The sequence below is a fragment of the Pararoseomonas baculiformis genome (assembly GCF_017813395.1).
In the GTDB taxonomy this organism is placed as follows: Bacteria; Pseudomonadota; Alphaproteobacteria; order Acetobacterales; family Acetobacteraceae; genus Roseomonas; species Roseomonas baculiformis.
Window position 1 is genome coordinate 51,910 of sequence record NZ_JAGIZB010000018.1, and the last position, 16,319, is coordinate 68,228.

A 16,319-nucleotide genomic window follows, 5' to 3' on the forward strand; every position below is an offset into this window, starting at 1 on the left:
TCAGGCCGGGCGCCCTGCGCGCCGGATGGCGCGCCAGGCCTGGCCTCGGCCATCCCCGTCAAGGCGGGCCTGCGGCCTCACGCCGCCAGCGCCGCGTCCACGGCCTCGCCGAGGCGCGCGACGATCAGGTCGATCTCCTCCTTGCTGGCGGTATAGGGCGGGGCGAGCAGGATGTGGTCGCCCACCACGCCATCCACCGTGCCACCGCCGGGATAGATGGCCAGGCCACGGGCCAGCGCCTCCTCCTTGATCCGCAGGTTCAGCTTGCGCGCGGGATCGAAAGACCGGCGCGTGGTGCGGTCCTCCACCATCTCGATCGCCTGGAACAGCCCGCGCCCGCGGATATCGCCGACATGGCGGTGGTTGCCGAAGCGTTCGGTCAGCCCGGTTTCCAGCCGGGCACCCAGCACCCGCACGCGCTCCAGCAGCCCGTCACGCGCGATCACCTGCTGCACCGCCAGCGCCGCCGCGCAGGCCACGGGATGGGACAGGTAGGTGTGCCCATGCGCGAAGGCGCCCGATCCGGCCATGATCGGCTCCAGCACGCGGTCATTCATCAGGATGGCGCCGATCGGCTGGTAGCCGCCGCCCAGCCCCTTCGCGATGGCCTGGATATCCGGCGCCACGCCCTCCTGCTCCCAGGCATGCAGCGTGCCCGTGCGGCCCATGCCGCTCATCACCTCGTCCAGGATCAGCAGGGCGCCGTGGCGGTCGCAGATCGCGCGCACCGCGCGGAAATAGCCGGCGGGGGGCGGCACGCAGCCCGAGGTCGCGCCCACCACCGTCTCCGCCACGAAGGCGGCCACGTTCTGCGGGCCAAGCCGCTGGAACTCCGCCTCCAGCTCCTCCGCCAGCCGCGCGACATAGCCTGCCTCGTCCTCTCCATCCTCCATCCCGCGATAGGCGAAGGCCGGGGAGACATGGCTGAAGCAATCCGCCAGCAACGGCGCATAGGGCGCGCGCCGCCCCGCATTTCCCCCCGCCGCCAGGGCGCCGAGCGTGTTGCCGTGGTAGCTCTGCCGCCGGGCGATGAAGCGCGTGCGCCCGGGCTCGCCCTTCTCCAGGAAGTGTTGCCGCGCCAGCTTCAGCGCCGCCTCCATCGCCTCCGACCCGCCGGAGACGAAATAGGCGCGGCTCAGCCCACCCGGCTCATCCCCCACCAGGATCTCGGCCAGGCGCTCGGCCGGGTCATTGGTGAAGAAGCCGGTATGCGCGTATTCCAGCGCCCCGGCCTGGGCCCGCACGGCCGCGACGACATCCGGATGCCCATGGCCGAGGCAGGACACCGCCGCCCCGCCGGAGGCATCCAGCACCTGCCGCCCATCCCCCAGATGCAGCCAGGAACCCTGCCCCCCGACAGCCATGGGCGGGGCGGCACGGCCGCGATGCAGGATACGGGAGGTCATCGGGAGTCCCTTGCCGGTGTGGGGCGCCGAGTTTGTTCCAAAGCGCCGCTTCCGTCACACTCCCTCCATGCGGATCGCCCTCATCCATGCCCTGCGCCATTCCCCCCCGCCGACCGAGGCCGCCTTCGCCCGGCTCTGGCCCGAAGCGGTGCTGATGAACCTGCTGGATGACAGCCTCTCGGCCGACCTCGCGCGGGATGGCACCCTCACCCCCGCCATGACGGACCGCTTCCTCACCCTGTCCCGCTACGCCAGGGGGACAGGGGCGGATGCCATCCTCTTCACCTGCTCGGCCTTCGGCCCCTGCATCGAGGCGGTGGCGGCGGAAATGGCCCCCATGCCCGTGCTGAAGCCGAACGAGGCCATGGTGGCGGATGCCGCCGCCATCGGGGGCCGGATCGGCCTTCTCGCCACCTTTCCCCTCACGCTGGAGAGCATGCTGCCGGAATTCCCCCCGGGCGTCACGGTCGTCCCATGCCTCGCGGAAGGCGCGCTGGAGGCGCTGAACCGCGGCGATGCCGAGGCGCATGACCGCCTGGCGGCCGAGGCGGCGCGGCGCCTGGCGGATTGCGACGCCATCGCCCTGTCCCAGTTCAGCCTCGCCCGCGCCGCGCCGCTGGTGGCCGCGGCCACGGGAAAGCCCGTTCTCACCACGCCCGACAGCGCCGTGAAAGCGCTCCGTGCCCGGCTCGGTGCCTGAAAGCCACCGGGCAACTTGTCAGACAAGTCTATCATTGTGCTATAGCACTTCCACGTCGCCGGCCCGGGCCGGCCGCGCCCAGATCCTGACGAGGAAGTGCCCATGCCCATCACCGGCGAGATGCTGATCGGGGCCACCGCGGTCCGCGGCACCGACAAGCCCATCCGTGCGATCGAGGCCGCGACCGGCCAGCCCATGGAGCCCGCCTTCGGCGGCGGCGGCGCGGCCGATGTGGACCGCGCCTGCGCCCTGGCCTGGGCCGCCTTCGATACCTATCGCGAGACCACGCCCGATATCCGCGCGGATTTCCTGGAAGCCTGCGCCCAGGCAATCATGGATATCGGCGACGAGCTGATCACCCGCGCCATGGCCGAGAGCGGCCTCCCCCGTGGCCGGCTGGAGGGCGAGCGCGGCCGCACCGTCGGCCAGCTCCGCCTTTTCGCGAAGGAGGTGCGGGAGGGCTCCTACCTCACCGCCCGCATCGACCCGGCCATGCCGGACCGCGCGCCCCTGCCCCGCCCGGACCTGCGCCTGCGCATGATCCCGCTCGGCCCCGTGGCCGTGTTCGGCGCCTCCAACTTCCCCCTCGCCTTCTCCGTGGCCGGTGGCGACACCGCTTCGGCGCTGGCCGCCGGCTGCCCCGTGGTGGTGAAGGCCCATTCCGCCCATCCCGGCACCTCCGAGCTGGTGGGCCGCGCCATCCAGGGGGCGGTGAAGGCGGCCGGCCTGCCGGAAGGCGTCTTCTCCATGCTCTTCGGCTCCGGCCAGGTGGTCGGGCAAGGGCTGGTGGCGGATCCGCGCATCAAGGCCGTGGGCTTCACCGGGTCGCGCGCCGGTGGCACCGCGCTGATGAGGACCGCCGCCGCCCGCCCCGAGCCCATCCCCGTCTATGCGGAGATGAGCAGCATCAACCCCGTCTTCCTGCTGCCCAGGGCCATGGCCACCCGCGCCGCCGCCATGGGCAAGGCCTTCGTCGGGTCGCTGACCCTCGGCGCTGGCCAGTTCTGCACCAATCCCGGCCTGGTGCTGGCGCTGGAAGGGCCTGAGCTGGACAGCTTCCTCGCCTCCGCCACCGAGGCGCTGGGCGGCGCCCCGGCCCAGACCATGCTGACCCCCGGCATCCTCAGCGCCTACCAGACCGGCGTCTCGCACCTGGCGGGCAACAACCGCGTGCGGAAGGTGGCCTCCGGCCAGCTCGCCACCGCCAGCACCCAGGGCGAGGCCGCGCTGTTCGAGACGACCGCCGCCCACTTCATGGAGGACCCTGCGCTGTCCGAGGAGGTCTTCGGCGCCGCTTCCCTCGTCATCCGCTGCCCGGATGTCGAGACGATGCTGCGCCTGGCCGAGGGGCTGGAAGGCCAGCTGACCGCCACCATCCAGATGGAGGAAGGCGACATCGAGATGGCGAGGAAGCTTCTGCCGGTGCTGGAGCGCCGCGTGGGCCGCATCCTCGTCAACGGCTACCCCACCGGAGTGGAGGTGAGCCACGCCATGGTGCATGGCGGCCCCTACCCCTCCACCGCCGATGGCCGCTCCACCTCCGTCGGCACCCTGGCCATCACCCGCTTCCTGCGGCCCGTCTGCTACCAGGACATGCCGGAAGGCCTGCTTCCCCCGGCACTGCGCGACGGCAACCCGATGGGGCTCTGGCGGCGCGTGGATGGGGTTCTCGGGCAGGATCAGTAGCGGCTGCCGCCCGGGCGGGGGCCGCTCCCCCGCCCCCCTTGCCGGGGAGCCGCAAGGCTCCCCGGACCCTCACCCCTCCGGCTGCAGCAGGAACACCAGCACCGAGCGCCCGGTGGCCTGGTACGCCGTTCCGAACTCGAAGGCCTCGCCCTCCTCGTCCTCCGGCAGGTTGGTATCGGCCAGGAGTTCCCAGCCCTTTCCGCCCGGCGCTTCCGGCAGGGTGAACTCCACCACGTCGTGATAGCCGTTGATGACCAGCAGCACGGTCGCGTCCTGGCCGCGCTTGCGGATGCCGGTCACCTGCGCGCGGCCATCCATCATCATGCCGAAGCACTTGGCATTCGTGTCCTCCCAGTCGCCCGGCTGCATCTCGCCGCCATTGGCATTGACCCAGGTGACATCGCGGACGCCCAGCTCCTCGTTCATCTCGCCGGTGAAGAAGCGGGTCCGGCGGAGGATGGGGTATTTGTGGCGGAGCGCCAGCAGCTTCTGCGTGAAGCAGATGAGGGACTGGCCTTTCTCCTCGATCTCCCAGTTGAGCCAGCTGATCTCGTTGTCCTGGCAATAGGCATTGTTGTTGCCGCCCTGGGTCCGGCCGAATTCGTCCCCCGCCAGCAGCATCGGCGTTCCCTGCGCCAGGAGTAGGGTGGCCAGCAGGTTGCGCATCTGCCGCTCGCGCAGCGCATTCACCTCGGGGTCGTCGGTCGGCCCCTCCGCCCCGCAGTTCCAGGAACGGTTGTGCGAGTGGCCGTCATTGTTGTTCTCGCCATTCGCCTCGTTGTGCTTCTCGTTGTAGGAAACCGTGTCGTTCAGCGTGAAGCCGTCATGGGCGGTGATGAAGTTCACCGAGGCCCAGGCGCGCCGGCCGCTGTTGTTGAACACGTCGGCCGAGGCGCAGAGGCGCGGGGCCAGCTCCGCCGGCGTCGCCTCGCCGCGCCAGAAGTCGCGCACGGTGTCGCGGAACTTGTCGTTCCACTCCGCCCAGCCCGCGGGGAAGCCGCCCACCTGGTAGCCTCCGGGGCCGCAGTCCCAGGGCTCCGCGATCAGCTTCACCGTCTGCAGCACCGGGTCCTGCTGGCAGACCTTCAGGAAGCCGCTCTGCTCGTCGAAGCCATGCGGCTCGCGCGCCAGGATGGTGCCCAGGTCGAAGCGGAAGCCGTCGATATGCATCTCCTGCACCCAGTAGCGCAGGCTGTCCGTCACCATCTGGATCACGCGGGGATGGGAAAGGTTCACCGTGTTCCCGGTGCCGGTGTCGTTGATGTAGTAGCGCTTCTGGTCCGGCAGCAGGCGGTAGTAGCTGGCGTTGTCGATGCCCTTGAAGGAAAGGGTCGGCCCCTTCTCATTGCCTTCGGCCGTGTGGTTGTACACCACGTCCAGGATCACCTCGAGCCCGGCCTCGTGCAGCCGCGCCACCATCTCCTTGAACTCGCGCAGGCTATTCGGCACGTCCGATGCGTAGCGCGGATCCGGCGCGAAGAAGCCGATGCTGTTGTATCCCCAGTAGTTCGTCAGGTCCTTCTGGAGCAGGAAGTCATCGTTGATGAAGGTATGGACAGGCAGCAGCTCCACCGAGGTAACGCCGAGGGACTTGATGTACTCCACCACATCCTTCTGGCCGAGCCCGGCATAGGTGCCGCGCAGGTCCTCTGGCACCTTCGGGTGCAGCCTGGTGAAGCCCTTCACATGCGTCTCGTAGACGATGGTGTGGTCCCAGGGCACGAAGCGGCGGCCGGGCTCGCCATGCCAGTCGAAGTTCGGGTCCACGATCACGCATTTCGGCATGAAGGGGGCGCTGTCGCGCTCGTCGAAGGTCAGGTCGTCCCCGGTTTCCATCTGGTAGCCGAAAACGGCCGGATCCCAAGTCAGGCTTCCCGCATGGGCGCGGGCATAGGGGTCCAGCAACAGCTTGTTCGGATTGAAGCGGTGGCCCGCCTCCGGCTCATAGGGCCCATGGACGCGGTAGCCGTAGAAGGTGCCGGGCCCGACATCGGGCAGATAGCCGTGGAAGATCTGGTTCGTGTATTCCGGCAGCTCGATCCGCTCGATCTCCCGCTTCCCGGTGCTGTCGAAGAGGCACACCTCCACCTTCGTCGCATTCGCCGAGAAAAGCGCGAAATTCGTGCCGGCGCCGTCCCAGTTCGTCCCGCGCATGGCGGGCGTGCCTTCCTTGATCCGAGACTTGATGATGTCCGCCAAAATACGTTCCGATCGTGATGCCTGCGGGGCGGGCGCGCCCTTGCGCGGCGGGAACGACGCAGGGTGGATGCTGGTTTGCTCCTTCGGCCCGCCTACGCGGACTTGATGAGCCGCCCTTGCCGCCAAGCCACACCCCCCGGATGATCCGGCCGAGGCGGAGGACGGATGAGGACCTATCTCTGGATCGCCCTGGGCGGGGCCCTGGGCAGCCTGGCGCGGGCCTGGGGCTCGGCGCTGGCCCTGCGGCTGGCCGGTGCTGGCTTCCCCTGGGGCACCATCGCCATCAACGTCACCGGCTCTTTCGTCATCGGCGCCTTCGCGGCCTTCAGCATGCGGTCCGGCGCGCATCCGGATCTGCGCGCCTTCGTCATGGTCGGGCTCTGCGGCGGCTTCACCACCTTCTCCGCCTTCAGCCTGCAGACGCTGGAACTGCTCCAGGACGGGCGCATGCTCTCCGCCCTGGCGAATGTCGCCCTCTCCGTCCTGCTTTGCCTGGGTGCCGCCGCGGCAGGCCATGCTCTGGCCAGCGGAGGACCGTGACGCGGGATCGTTGCCTTGCCGAATCCCCTGTTGCCGGGCCGATGGAATGCAAGTTGCGAAGCCCGCGCATGAATTCGTGATCGCAGCCCCCGCTTGACCGTTCCGTTTCACCGATAGGCCGATTCGGAACTCGCCTCATGCTCGCATGCACCCTGGCGCTGGTCCTTCTGATGGATGTCTCCGGCAGCGTGTCCCAGACCAACTACGAGATGCAGCGCGACGCCACCGCGGCCGCGCTGCGCGATCCCACCATCACCCGCCTCGTCGAGAACCAGGGCGGCGTCGCCGTCACTGCCATGGAATGGTCCTGGACACAGACCACCACCGTGCCATGGGCCGTGCTGCGGAATGTGGAGGATGCCCGCGGCTTCGCCGACCGCCTGGCCGCCACCACCCGCTCCCATGCCGGCTCCACCCATATGGGCGAGGCGATCCATGCGGCCATCGACCGGTTCGAGCAGGCGCCCTGCAAGGCGGAGCGCATGGTCATCGACATCTCCGGCGACGGCGGCAGCAATGGCGGCCGCCCCGTGGAGGAGGCGCGCGGCCGCGCCATGGAGGTCGGGATCGTGGTGAACGGGCTTCCCATCCGCACGCCGGAGGAACCCGACATCGTCGAATACTACCGCAGCTCCGTCGCCACGGTGGGCGGCTTCGTCATGGAAGCAGATGGCTGGCCCGGCTTCAGGCTCGCCATCCGCCGCAAGCTGGCGCTGGAGATCGCCTCGCGCTGAGCCGCGCGCCTCAGGCCACGCGCAGCACCTCGTCCAGCGTGCCGATGAACAGGTCCGCCTGCTCGCGCGAAAGGCAGAGCGGCGGACGGATCTTCAGGATGTTCGCGCCGGGGCCGGAAGCGCTGATCAGCACGCGGCGCTCGCGCAAGGCGTTCACGATGCGCGCCGTCTCCGCCGTGGCGGGCTCGCGCGTCGCGCGATCCGTCACCATCTCGGCGCCGATCGAAAGCCCGGCGCCGCGGACATCGCCGATGATCGGGTGGCGCTCGGCTAGGGCCGCAAGCCCGGCCAGGAGATGCGCGCCCACCGCCGCCGCATTCTCCGGCAGCCTCTCGTCCCGCAGCACCTGCAGCACCGCCAGCCCCGCGGCGGCGGAGACGGGATTGCCGCCGAAGGTGTTGAAGTAGCGCACGGAGCCGCCGAAGCGCTCCAGCAGCTCCGGCCGGATGGCCAGCCCCGCCACCGGATGCCCGTTCCCCATGGGCTTGCCCATGGTGACGATGTCCGGCTCCACGCCATGCCGCTGGAAGCCCCACATCGTCCCGGTGCGCCCGAAGCCCGGCTGCACCTCATCCGCGATGAACAGCGCGCCCGCCGACCGGGCTGCCTCCGCCGCCTGGGCCAGGAAGCCGGCGGGATCGGGGAACACGCCATCCGAGGTGAACATCGTGTCCACCAGCAACGCGCAGGGCCGGATGCCATGGCGGCGCAGATCGGCGAAGGCCGCAGCGATATCCGCCGCGAAGCGCGCCGGCATCCCGGGCCCGCCACGATACGCATCCGGCGGCGCCACCGCCGTCACATGCCGCCCCAGCGGCACGCCCTCGCCCAGGGAAGGAGACAGCTCGGCCAGCGACGCCGTCACCCCGTGATAGGCGAGCGAGGTGACCACGATGCCTTCGCCGCCCGTATGCGCCCGCGCGATCCGCAGCGCCAGGTCATTGGCCTCGGACCCCGTGCAGGTGAACATCACATGGCCCAGCGAGGCCGGGAAGGTCGCCAGCAACGCCTCGGCATAGTCCAGCACCGTCTCGTGCAGGTAGCGCGTATGGGTGTTGATCCGGCCCGCCTGCCGCGCGATCGCCTCCACCACATGCGGGTGCGCGTGCCCGAGGGATGCGACGTTGTTGTAGCAGTCGAGGTAGCGGTTGCCCTCGGCATCGAAGAGCCAGGCACCCTCGCCCCGCACCAGATGCACGGGATGCTCGTAGAACAGCCGGTAGGCCGGGCCCAGCAGCCGCTGCCGCCGCTCCACCATCGCCCGCTCCTGCGCGCTCAGCCCCGTGGCGCGGGTGGGATCGAAGGCGTTGATCATGGCCATGCCCTTGGGCGCGGTATCCGGCATCGCCGTCATCCTTCGATCGTTGCGTGGGAAAGCCGCGCGAGCCGTTCCAGCCCGTCGCGGGCCCGGGGCATGTTGCGCAGGATATAGGCCGCGTTCTCCGGCTGCCGCCGCGCGCGCCAATGGGTGATCAGCACCGTCATCGCCATGCGCGTGGCGATCAGCACGGGCAGCAGCGCCGCCTCCGCCGCGGGCAGCGGCAGCACCGAGCGGTAGCCGGCCAGGAAGGAAGCCGGGCCGGAGAGCGGGTCATCCCCGGGCGCCAGGAGATAGGCGCAGGCCGTCGCCACCTCCTGCAGGCGGGAGGCGCGGACCATGTCGCCGAAGTCGATGATGCCCGCCAGCCGCGCGGGGTCATCGGCATCCACCAGCACGTTGTGCGGGTTCAGGTCGTTATGGATCACCTGCATGGGCAGCCCGGCCAGCGCGGCCGCCGCGCCATGCTCGAAGCGGTCCAGCGCCGCCGCCGCCAGCGCCCGCAGCCCCGCATCCTCCACATCGCCCAGGAAGGCCCGCAGCGCCGGTGCCTCCCGGATATCCCAGAGCAGGCGGCGCGTATCGGCCGGATGCGCGAAACCCTCCAGCGCCCGGTCCAGCCGCGCCGCCAGCACGCCGAGTCCGCGCGCGGAGCCCAGCGCCTCCGTCATCACCCGCCCGGGCAGGAAGCTCAGCACGCGCAGCAGGCAGGGCCGCCCATCCTCGGCCGCGAAGGAGGCCGAGGTGCCGCCATCCCGCGCGCGGATCATACGCGGCAGGGGCAGCCCGGCGCCCGCCGCTTCCAGGTGCAGCAGCGCCGCCGTCTGGAAATCCGTGATGGCTGGGTCCTCGTCCGGATGCGCCACCTTCACCAGCAGCGGCGGCCCATCGGCGCGGTCCAGTCGGAAGTTCCGGTCCCGCTCCCCGCCCAGGGCATGCAGCGCGCCGTCCAGCCCCCAATGCAGGGCCAGCGCCCGGCCCAGCGCGGCCGGATCGATCACCGGCGGGGCCGCCAGGATCAACGGATCGAGCAGCGGGTCGGCGCGCTTCGGCACGGTCGGGTTCAGCCTCCTGGCCTGCAGGGATGCCGGGCCGGTCTAGCCCATGCCGCCTGCCCCGGCCATTGCCGCCGGCACCCACGCCCGCCACCCTGCGCCCCCGCATGAATGATCGCGCGCTCCGCTATTTCCTGGCCGTGATCCGCGCCGGTTCCATCCGCGGCGCGGCCGAGGCGCTGAACCTTGCCGCCTCGGCCGTCAGCCGGCAGGTGGCCGAGCTGGAGGCCGAATGCGGCGTCGCGCTGCTGGAACGCCTGCCCCGCGGCATCCGCCCCACCGAGGCCGGCCGCATCGTCACCGCCCATGCGCTGCGCCAGGCCGAGGATTCGGCCCTTCTGGCCGAAAGCCTCCAGCGCCTGCGCGGCATGCGCCAGGGCCGGGTGCGCCTGCATTGCGGCGACGGCTTCCTGCCGGACCTGATGGAGAACGGCCTCGCCGCCTTCGCCGAGGCGCATCCGGGACTCTCCTTCCAGGTCGCGCTCGGCACCACCGACGCCATCCTGGCCGCCCTCGCGGAAGGCGAGGCCGAGCTGGGCTTGGCCTACAACCCGCCCGCCCATCCGGCGCTGCGTTCCCTCGCGCTTTCGCGCCAGCCCCTGGCCGCCATCCTGCCCGCCGCCCATCCGCTGGCCGGCGACCCGCGGCCCCTGCGCGACTTCGCATCCCTTCCCGCCGCCCTGCTGCCGCCCGATCACGGGGTCCGCCGCCTGCTCGGCCGGGTGGAGGCGGATGGCGGCTTCCGCCTGCCGCCACGCCTGGAATCCGCCTCCTTCGAGATGCATCGCCGCTTCGTCCTCGCCGGTCTCGGCGTCGCCTTCCTGCCCCGCTTCGCGGCGGCCCGCGAGATCACGGACGGCACGCTGGTCGCGGTGCCACTGGCCGATCCCATCCTGGCCGAGGCCAGTGCCCATCTCCTCGCCCGCGCCAGTGGCCGCCTGCCGGAAGCGGCGGAGCGCATGGCGGACTGGCTGATCGCCCATCTCCGCGCCCTGCGGTGAAGCGTTGCCGGAGCGGCAACGAGCCGTTCGAAAAGCTCTGCTTGTTGGAACGCCCGGCCCACCCGATCCTGCCCCGGCAGGGCATCGGAAGACGGGCATGGCGATCGCGACGGTCGGGGTGGTGGGCCTCGGCAATATGGGCCTGGGAATGGCGGCCACCCTGGCGCGCAAGGGTTTCGCCGTGCTGGGCCACGACATCAGCGAGGCGCGCCGCCCCGCCGCCGAGGACGCCGGCATCCGCTTCCTGTCCCTGGCCGAGGTGCTGAACGGGGCGGACGCCCTCGTCTTCTCCCTGCCCTATGCGCGCGACGTGGAAGCCGTCGTCACCGCCCCCGGCGGCCTCCTCACCCGATTGGACCGGGAGGTGGTGGTGATCGACACATCCACCTCCGATCCGGTCACCACCCGCCGCCTCGCTGCGCGGCTGGCCGAGGCTGGCCATGGCCTGCTGGACGCGCCCGTCAGCGGCGGCCCCTCCGGCGCGGCCGAGGGCACGTTGACGGTGATGATCGGCGGGGACGAAGCGCATCTGAACGCGGCCCGGCCGGTGATCGAAGCGATCTCGGCCAGGGCCGTGCATGTCGGCCCCTCCGGCGCCGGCAACATCGCCAAGCTGGTGAACAACCTTCTCGTCGCGGCCCATCTCATCACCACGGGCGAGGCGATGCGCCTTTCCGAAGCCGCGGGCCTGCCGGCGGAGGATGCGCTGAAGGTGGTGAACGCCGCCACCGGCCGCAGCGCGATCAGCGAGGTGATGATGCCCCGCTGGATCCTGCCCGGTACCTTCGACAGCGGCTTCGCGGCGGGGCTGATGCGCAAGGATGTGCGCCTCGCCCTCGAACTCGCGGAAGCCACGGGCAGCGAACTGCCCCTCTCCGCCCATGTCGCCCGGATCTGGGACGAGACGCGCGCCCGCATCACGGATGCCGATGACTTCACCCGCATGGCCGACCACCGGAAGGACAACCCCGATGCCTGACGGCGCCACCCTGCCCAACGCCTCCGCCCGCATCGCGGAGCTTCTCGCCACCCTTCTCCCCGGCGCCCGGGTCGGCAGCTTCGTCGCGGGTGAGGTGGTGGAAGGCACAGGCGAAAGGCTGGACCTCACCAACCCCGCCGATGGCCGCGTCTTCCTCTCCTATGCCGATGCCGGCCCCGCCGTGGTGGATGCCGCCATGAGGGCCGCCCGCCAGGCCCAGCGCCAGTGGTGGGGCATGACCGCCGCCGCGCGTGGCCGCGCCATGTGGGAGGTCGCGCGCCTCATCCGCCAGCACGCCGATGCCCTGGCGGAGCTGGAAACACTCTCCGCCGGCAAGCCCATCCGCGACACGCGCGGCGAGGTCGCGAAGGTGGCGGAGATGTTCGAATACTATGGCGGCTGGGCCGACAAGCTGCATGGCGAGGTCATCCCCGTTCCCACCAGCCACCTGAACTACACGCGCCCCGAGCCCCATGGGGTGGTGGTGCAGATCACGCCCTGGAACGCGCCGGTCTTCACCGCCGGCTGGCAGATCGCCCCTGCCATCTGCGCGGGCAATGCGGCGGTGCTGAAGCCATCGGAGCTGACCCCCCTCACCTCCCTCGCCCTCGGCGCCCTCATCGACCGGGCCGAGGGCATCCCGCGCGGCCTCGTCTCCGTCCTCGCCGGCGCGGGACCGAGCACGGGGGCGGCGGCGGTCTCCCATCCCGAAACCCGCCTTGTCGTCTTCGTCGGCAGCGCCGAGGCGGGCGCGGCCATCGCCGCCGCCGCGGCGCGCAATATCGTTCCCAGCCTGCTGGAACTCGGCGGCAAGTCCGCCAACATCGTCTTCGCCGATGCGGACATCCCCCGCGCCCTGATCGGCGCCCAGGCCGCGATCTTCGGCGGGGCGGGCCAGAGCTGCGTCGCGGGCTCCCGCCTCCTGGTCGAGCGCTCCATCCATGCCGAGTTCGTGGAGCGCCTGGCCCGCGCCGCCGCCCACATCCCCTTCGGCCAGCCCACCGATCCCGCCACCCAGATCGGCCCCATCAACAACCGTCGGCAGTTCGACCGGATCACCGGCATGGTGGACGAGGCCGCACGCGCCGGGGCCCGCATCGCCACGGGTGGCGGCTGCCCCGAGGCACTGCACCGCACCGGCGGCTTCTTCTACGCCCCCACGATCCTCGACGCCGTCTCCCCCAACGCCGCCATCGCGCGGGAGGAGGTCTTCGGCCCCGTCCTCGCCGTGCTGCCCTTCGATACCGAGGAGGAAGCGATCACCCTCGCCAATGCCACGCCCTTCGGCCTGGCGGGCGCCGTGTGGACGGGGGCTGTCGGCCGCGCCCACCGCGTCGCGGCCGGGGTGCGGGCCGGCACCTTCTGGATCAACAGCTACAAGACCATCAACGTCGCCTCGCCCTTCGGCGGCTTCGGCCGCAGCGGCTTCGGCCGCTCTTCCGGGCGGGAGGCGCTGGCGGCCTATACCCAGGCGAAGAGCGTGTGGGTGGAGACGGCGGCGCAGCCGGGGGTGGCCTTCGGCTATGTTGGGTAGCAGGCCGGGGCACGGCACCTTCGCTGCCATTCGCCGGGCGCGCGCCCTCCATCTGAACAATCCGGTCCAAATCCCGCGCATGGGCGCCTATACTGCGACCACTGCAGGGAGGCTCTCGCCATCAGCACCGTCTGTTCCGAATGCGTGGTCCGTGACCAGTCGCTCTGCGGCAGCCTGAACGACGAGGAGCTGCTCACCCTCAACCGCATCGGCCGCCAGCGCCGCCTGGCGCGGGGGGAAACCCTCGTCTGGGCGGGCGAGGAGGCGGTGGTCTGCGCCAATCTTCTCACCGGCGTGCTGAAGCTCAGCGCCACCACGGCGGATGGGCGGGAGCAGATCGTCGGCCTTCTCTACCCCGCCGATTTCGTCGGCCGCCCCTTCGCCGAAGAGGCGGAGCACAGCATCACCGCCCTCACCGATGTCGAGCTCTGCGTCTTTCCGCGAAAGACCTTTGAGACGGCGCTGGAGAACCATGTGCGGATGGAGCGCCTGCTGCTCCGCCGCACCCTCGCCGCGCTGGACGAGGCACGGGCCCGCATGCTCCTGCTCGGCCGCAAGACCGCCGAGGAAAAGGTGGCGAGCTTCCTGCTGGACATGGCCAGCCACCTGGGCGGCCCCTGCAAGCCCGGCGAGGCAAGCTTCGACCTTCCCCTCACCCGCGCCCAGATCGCGGATGTGCTGGGCCTGACCATCGAAACCGTCAGCCGGCAAATGACGAAGCTGAAGCGGGATGGGCTGATCGGCCTTCCCTCCGGCCGCATGGTCACCATCCGCGACCGGCAGGCGCTGCAGCACCGTGCGGAAGCAGCCTGAGGCGGCGCGACGCTCGTTCTGATCCGCCGGTTCCCGGAGAGGGCTCTGCCCTCTCCGGACCTCACCCGCCAAGGGCCTGAGGCCCTTGGAACCCCGTCTGGCTGCCGCGGATACGGTGCAACACGGGGTTTCTTAGGTCCCATCCTACCCCTGCAGTCGCCTCGGGTCGTGGACCCGAGGCGCACCGTCAGCCGAGCTTTTCCAAACATCTAAAAGAAGATGATGGTGAGGGGTCCGGGGAGAGGAAGAATTCCTTCTTCCTCTCCCCGGGACAGACCACCACAGCAAACCTGAACAGCTTCAGGCCGCGGCGGTGCCCGTCCGCAGGCAGGCTTCCAGCAGGGCGTCCGTATCCCGCGAGAGCCGCGGCCCTGCCAGTTTGAGCAGCGCCAGTTCCTCGAAGGCCATGGCGCGCCGGCAGCCATCGAAGAAGCAGCGGAGCATGTAGCCCAGCGCCTCCGCTGCCATGCCGGGGCTTGCCGTTTCCAGCGCCCCCGCAAGGTCCTGCGCATGGACCGCGTCCGTGATGTGCTGGCCCCGGATGCGCTCGATCAGCGATCGTTCGATCGCCGAGCCGCCTCCGGAGGGCAGAAGGGAAGTCAGCAGTTCGTCTTCCCGGTCCTGGTGCGGCGGAAGCAGCGCCGCCAGATGGCGAGCCAGGAGCTGGCGTTCCTCTTCCGGGGGCAGGCCGGGCAGGCCATCCGCGATCGTCTCCAGCCGGTCGCACAGCGCGCGCAGCGCCACGTGCTCGGCCACCAGCGCGCGCACCCGCCTGTCCACCCGGTCGTGCCAGGATTCGCAGAACCGCGCCCGGGCCGGCCCGCCGCCACTTCGTTCGAGCACCATCCGGCCTCCTTTGCCGGATGGGTTTGCGCCAGCCCTGATGCCCTTTCTTTGACCTCGATCAACCGGTCTGCGGATGCCTGTCCTCGCGCATGGTCGCGCCTCGGCGGCGGCGGGCACGGCCCGCTGTGGGCTGGCGGCCCTGTTGCTCCGCTGATGCCCGGGGCGGCATGCTGCCCGGGATGACCGAAGCCAGCCCGCTCTCCGCCACCGAGACCGCCCGCCGCATCCGCGCCGGCATCCTCAACGCCACGGCGGTGATGGAAGCCTGCCTGGAACGCGCCCGGGCGCGGGAACCGGTGCTGCGCGCCTTCGCCCATCTGGATCCGGAGGCCGCGCTGGAGAGGGCACGCGCCGCCGATGCCCGCGCCGCCTCCGGCGCCCCCCTCGGCCCGCTGCATGGCCTGCCCCTGGGAGTGAAGGACGTGCTGGATGTGGGCGGCATGCCCTGCGGCTACGGCTCCCCCATCTGGCAGGGCCATGTGCCCCGCGCCGATGCCGCCTGCGTCGCCCTGGCCCGCGAGGCCGGGGCGGTGGTGATGGGCAAGACGGTGACCACCGAATTCGCCACACGCCAGTCCGGCCCCACCACCAACCCGGTGAATCCGGCCCATACGCCGGGCGGTTCCTCCTCAGGTTCCGCGGCGGGCGTCGCGGCGGGGCTCTTCCCCCTGGCCTATGGCACGCAGACCGCGGGCAGCGTCATCCGCCCCGCGGCCTTCTGCGGGATCGTCGGCTTCATGCCCACCCATGGCTCCATCCACCGGGCCGGGATGAAGGTGATGAGCGAATCGCTCGACACCATCGGCGCGCTCGCCCGCACGGTGGCCGATTGCGCCCTGCTGATCGGTGCCGCTTCCGGCCGCGACCTGGGTGACCCGGAGCAGCGGCCGGAACGCGCGCCGCGCCTGTTGCTCTGCCTCGGCCCGCATGCCGCGCAGGCTGCCCCCGAGACCCTTGCACTGATGGAGCGTGCCGCCGAGGCGGCCAGCCGCGCCGGCGCGCAGGTGGCGCGGGGCGAGCTTCCCCCCGTGGTCACCGCTGCGGCCGAGGCCCATCCCATCGTCATGAACGGCGAAAGCGCCCAGGCCCTGGCCTGGGAGCTGGCGCATCACCGGGACCAGGTCTCCGCGGTGCTGCGGGAAAAGCTGGAACCCGCCCGCGCCCTGGGCGCCCGGGCGCTGGAGGAGGCGCGCGCCAGCTTCGCCGCCGCCCAGGCCGCCTTCCCCGGCGCGATCGCGGAATACGACGCCATCCTCACCCCCGCCGCCCCCGGCGAGGCGCCGGAGGGCATTGGCTGGACCGGCGACCCCGCCTTCAACCTGCTCTGGACCGCTCTCCACGCCCCCGCCGTCACCGTCCCGGCCGGCACCGGGCCCCGGGGCCTGCCGCTGGGCCTGCAGCTCGTCGCCGCTCCTGGCCGCGACCGCGACGCTCTCCGCTGGGCGGAGTGGATGCGCCAGGTGATGGGCTGAGGCGTTAGGAGTGAATAACGGGCGGGCATCGAAACC

At 71.2% G+C, this 16,319-nt stretch carries 14 protein-coding genes; 9 read left to right on the plus strand and 5 right to left on the minus strand.

All coding sequences use genetic code 11. The features are described 5' to 3' along the window. Window positions 1-77: 77 nt before the first annotated feature. Window positions 78-1,406 (minus strand): aspartate aminotransferase family protein, encoded by a 1,329-nt coding sequence (locus J8J14_RS17490; protein ID WP_209380832.1) that lies wholly within the window; start codon window positions 1,404-1,406, stop codon window positions 78-80. Window positions 1,407-1,473: 67 nt separating this feature from the next. Here J8J14_RS17490 and J8J14_RS17495 point away from each other — a divergent pair, with 67 nt between their 5' ends. Together J8J14_RS17495 and J8J14_RS17500 are read left to right on the plus strand one after the other, a co-directional pair. After that, window positions 1,474-2,106 carry an aspartate/glutamate racemase family protein gene (locus tag J8J14_RS17495; RefSeq protein ID WP_209380833.1) on the plus strand — a complete coding sequence of 211 codons (633 nt, stop codon included), beginning with the start codon at window positions 1,474-1,476 and terminating at the stop codon, window positions 2,104-2,106. 102 nt (window positions 2,107-2,208) lie between these two features. Beyond that, window positions 2,209-3,792, plus strand: coding sequence for an aldehyde dehydrogenase (NADP(+)) (locus J8J14_RS17500; RefSeq protein WP_209380834.1), 1,584 nt, complete (start codon window positions 2,209-2,211; stop codon window positions 3,790-3,792). A 69-nt stretch (window positions 3,793-3,861) separates the two neighbouring features. On the opposite strand, the gene glgX is transcribed toward J8J14_RS17500, so the two are convergent. After that, window positions 3,862-5,946: a glycogen debranching protein GlgX gene (glgX, locus tag J8J14_RS17505; protein ID WP_209380870.1), complete on the minus strand. Its 2,085-nt coding sequence runs from the start codon at window positions 5,944-5,946 to the stop codon at window positions 3,862-3,864. Between the two features lie 210 nt (window positions 5,947-6,156). Between glgX and crcB the strand changes: the two genes are divergently transcribed. After that, the gene (crcB, locus tag J8J14_RS17510) at window positions 6,157-6,531 is read left to right on the plus strand and encodes a fluoride efflux transporter CrcB (RefSeq protein WP_209380835.1); all 375 of its coding nucleotides are present in this window, start codon (window positions 6,157-6,159) and stop codon (window positions 6,529-6,531) included. A gap of 137 nt (window positions 6,532-6,668) precedes the next feature. Beyond that, the gene (locus J8J14_RS17515; protein ID WP_209380836.1) at window positions 6,669-7,265 is read left to right on the plus strand and encodes a DUF1194 domain-containing protein; all 597 of its coding nucleotides are present in this window, start codon (window positions 6,669-6,671) and stop codon (window positions 7,263-7,265) included. Between the two features lie 10 nt (window positions 7,266-7,275). Here the strand turns inward: J8J14_RS17515 and J8J14_RS17520 are convergent, their stop codons facing one another. Further along, entirely contained in the window at window positions 7,276-8,610 is a 1,335-nt protein-coding gene (locus tag J8J14_RS17520) for an aspartate aminotransferase family protein (protein ID WP_456307525.1), read from the minus strand. A 5-nt stretch (window positions 8,611-8,615) separates the two neighbouring features. Beyond that, entirely contained in the window at window positions 8,616-9,638 is a 1,023-nt protein-coding gene (locus J8J14_RS17525) for a phosphotransferase (protein WP_209380837.1), read from the minus strand. 107 nt (window positions 9,639-9,745) lie between these two features. Between J8J14_RS17525 and J8J14_RS17530 the strand changes: the two genes are divergently transcribed. The 4 genes from J8J14_RS17530 (at window position 9,746) to J8J14_RS17545 (ending at window position 13,965) form a co-directional block, all read left to right on the plus strand. Further along, window positions 9,746-10,639: a LysR family transcriptional regulator gene (locus tag J8J14_RS17530; RefSeq protein WP_245215908.1), complete on the plus strand. Its 894-nt coding sequence runs from the start codon at window positions 9,746-9,748 to the stop codon at window positions 10,637-10,639. Window positions 10,640-10,736: 97 nt separating this feature from the next. Then, window positions 10,737-11,618 (plus strand): NAD(P)-dependent oxidoreductase, encoded by an 882-nt coding sequence (locus tag J8J14_RS17535; protein WP_209380839.1) that lies wholly within the window; start codon window positions 10,737-10,739, stop codon window positions 11,616-11,618. Beyond that, window positions 11,611-13,152, plus strand: coding sequence for an aldehyde dehydrogenase family protein (locus tag J8J14_RS17540; RefSeq protein ID WP_209380840.1), 1,542 nt, complete (start codon window positions 11,611-11,613; stop codon window positions 13,150-13,152). Before J8J14_RS17535 ends, J8J14_RS17540 begins: the two co-directional genes overlap by 8 nt. Window positions 13,153-13,296: 144 nt before the next feature. Continuing rightward, window positions 13,297-13,965: a Crp/Fnr family transcriptional regulator gene (locus tag J8J14_RS17545; RefSeq protein ID WP_342452480.1), complete on the plus strand. Its 669-nt coding sequence runs from the start codon at window positions 13,297-13,299 to the stop codon at window positions 13,963-13,965. A 300-nt stretch (window positions 13,966-14,265) separates the two neighbouring features. On the opposite strand, the gene J8J14_RS17550 is transcribed toward J8J14_RS17545, so the two are convergent. After that, entirely contained in the window at window positions 14,266-14,811 is a 546-nt protein-coding gene (locus J8J14_RS17550; protein WP_209380841.1) for a hemerythrin domain-containing protein, read from the minus strand. A gap of 179 nt (window positions 14,812-14,990) precedes the next feature. On the opposite strand from J8J14_RS17550, the gene J8J14_RS17555 reads away from it, so the two are divergent. After that, entirely contained in the window at window positions 14,991-16,283 is a 1,293-nt protein-coding gene (locus tag J8J14_RS17555) for an amidase (protein ID WP_209380842.1), read from the plus strand. Window positions 16,284-16,319 lie beyond the last annotated feature (36 nt).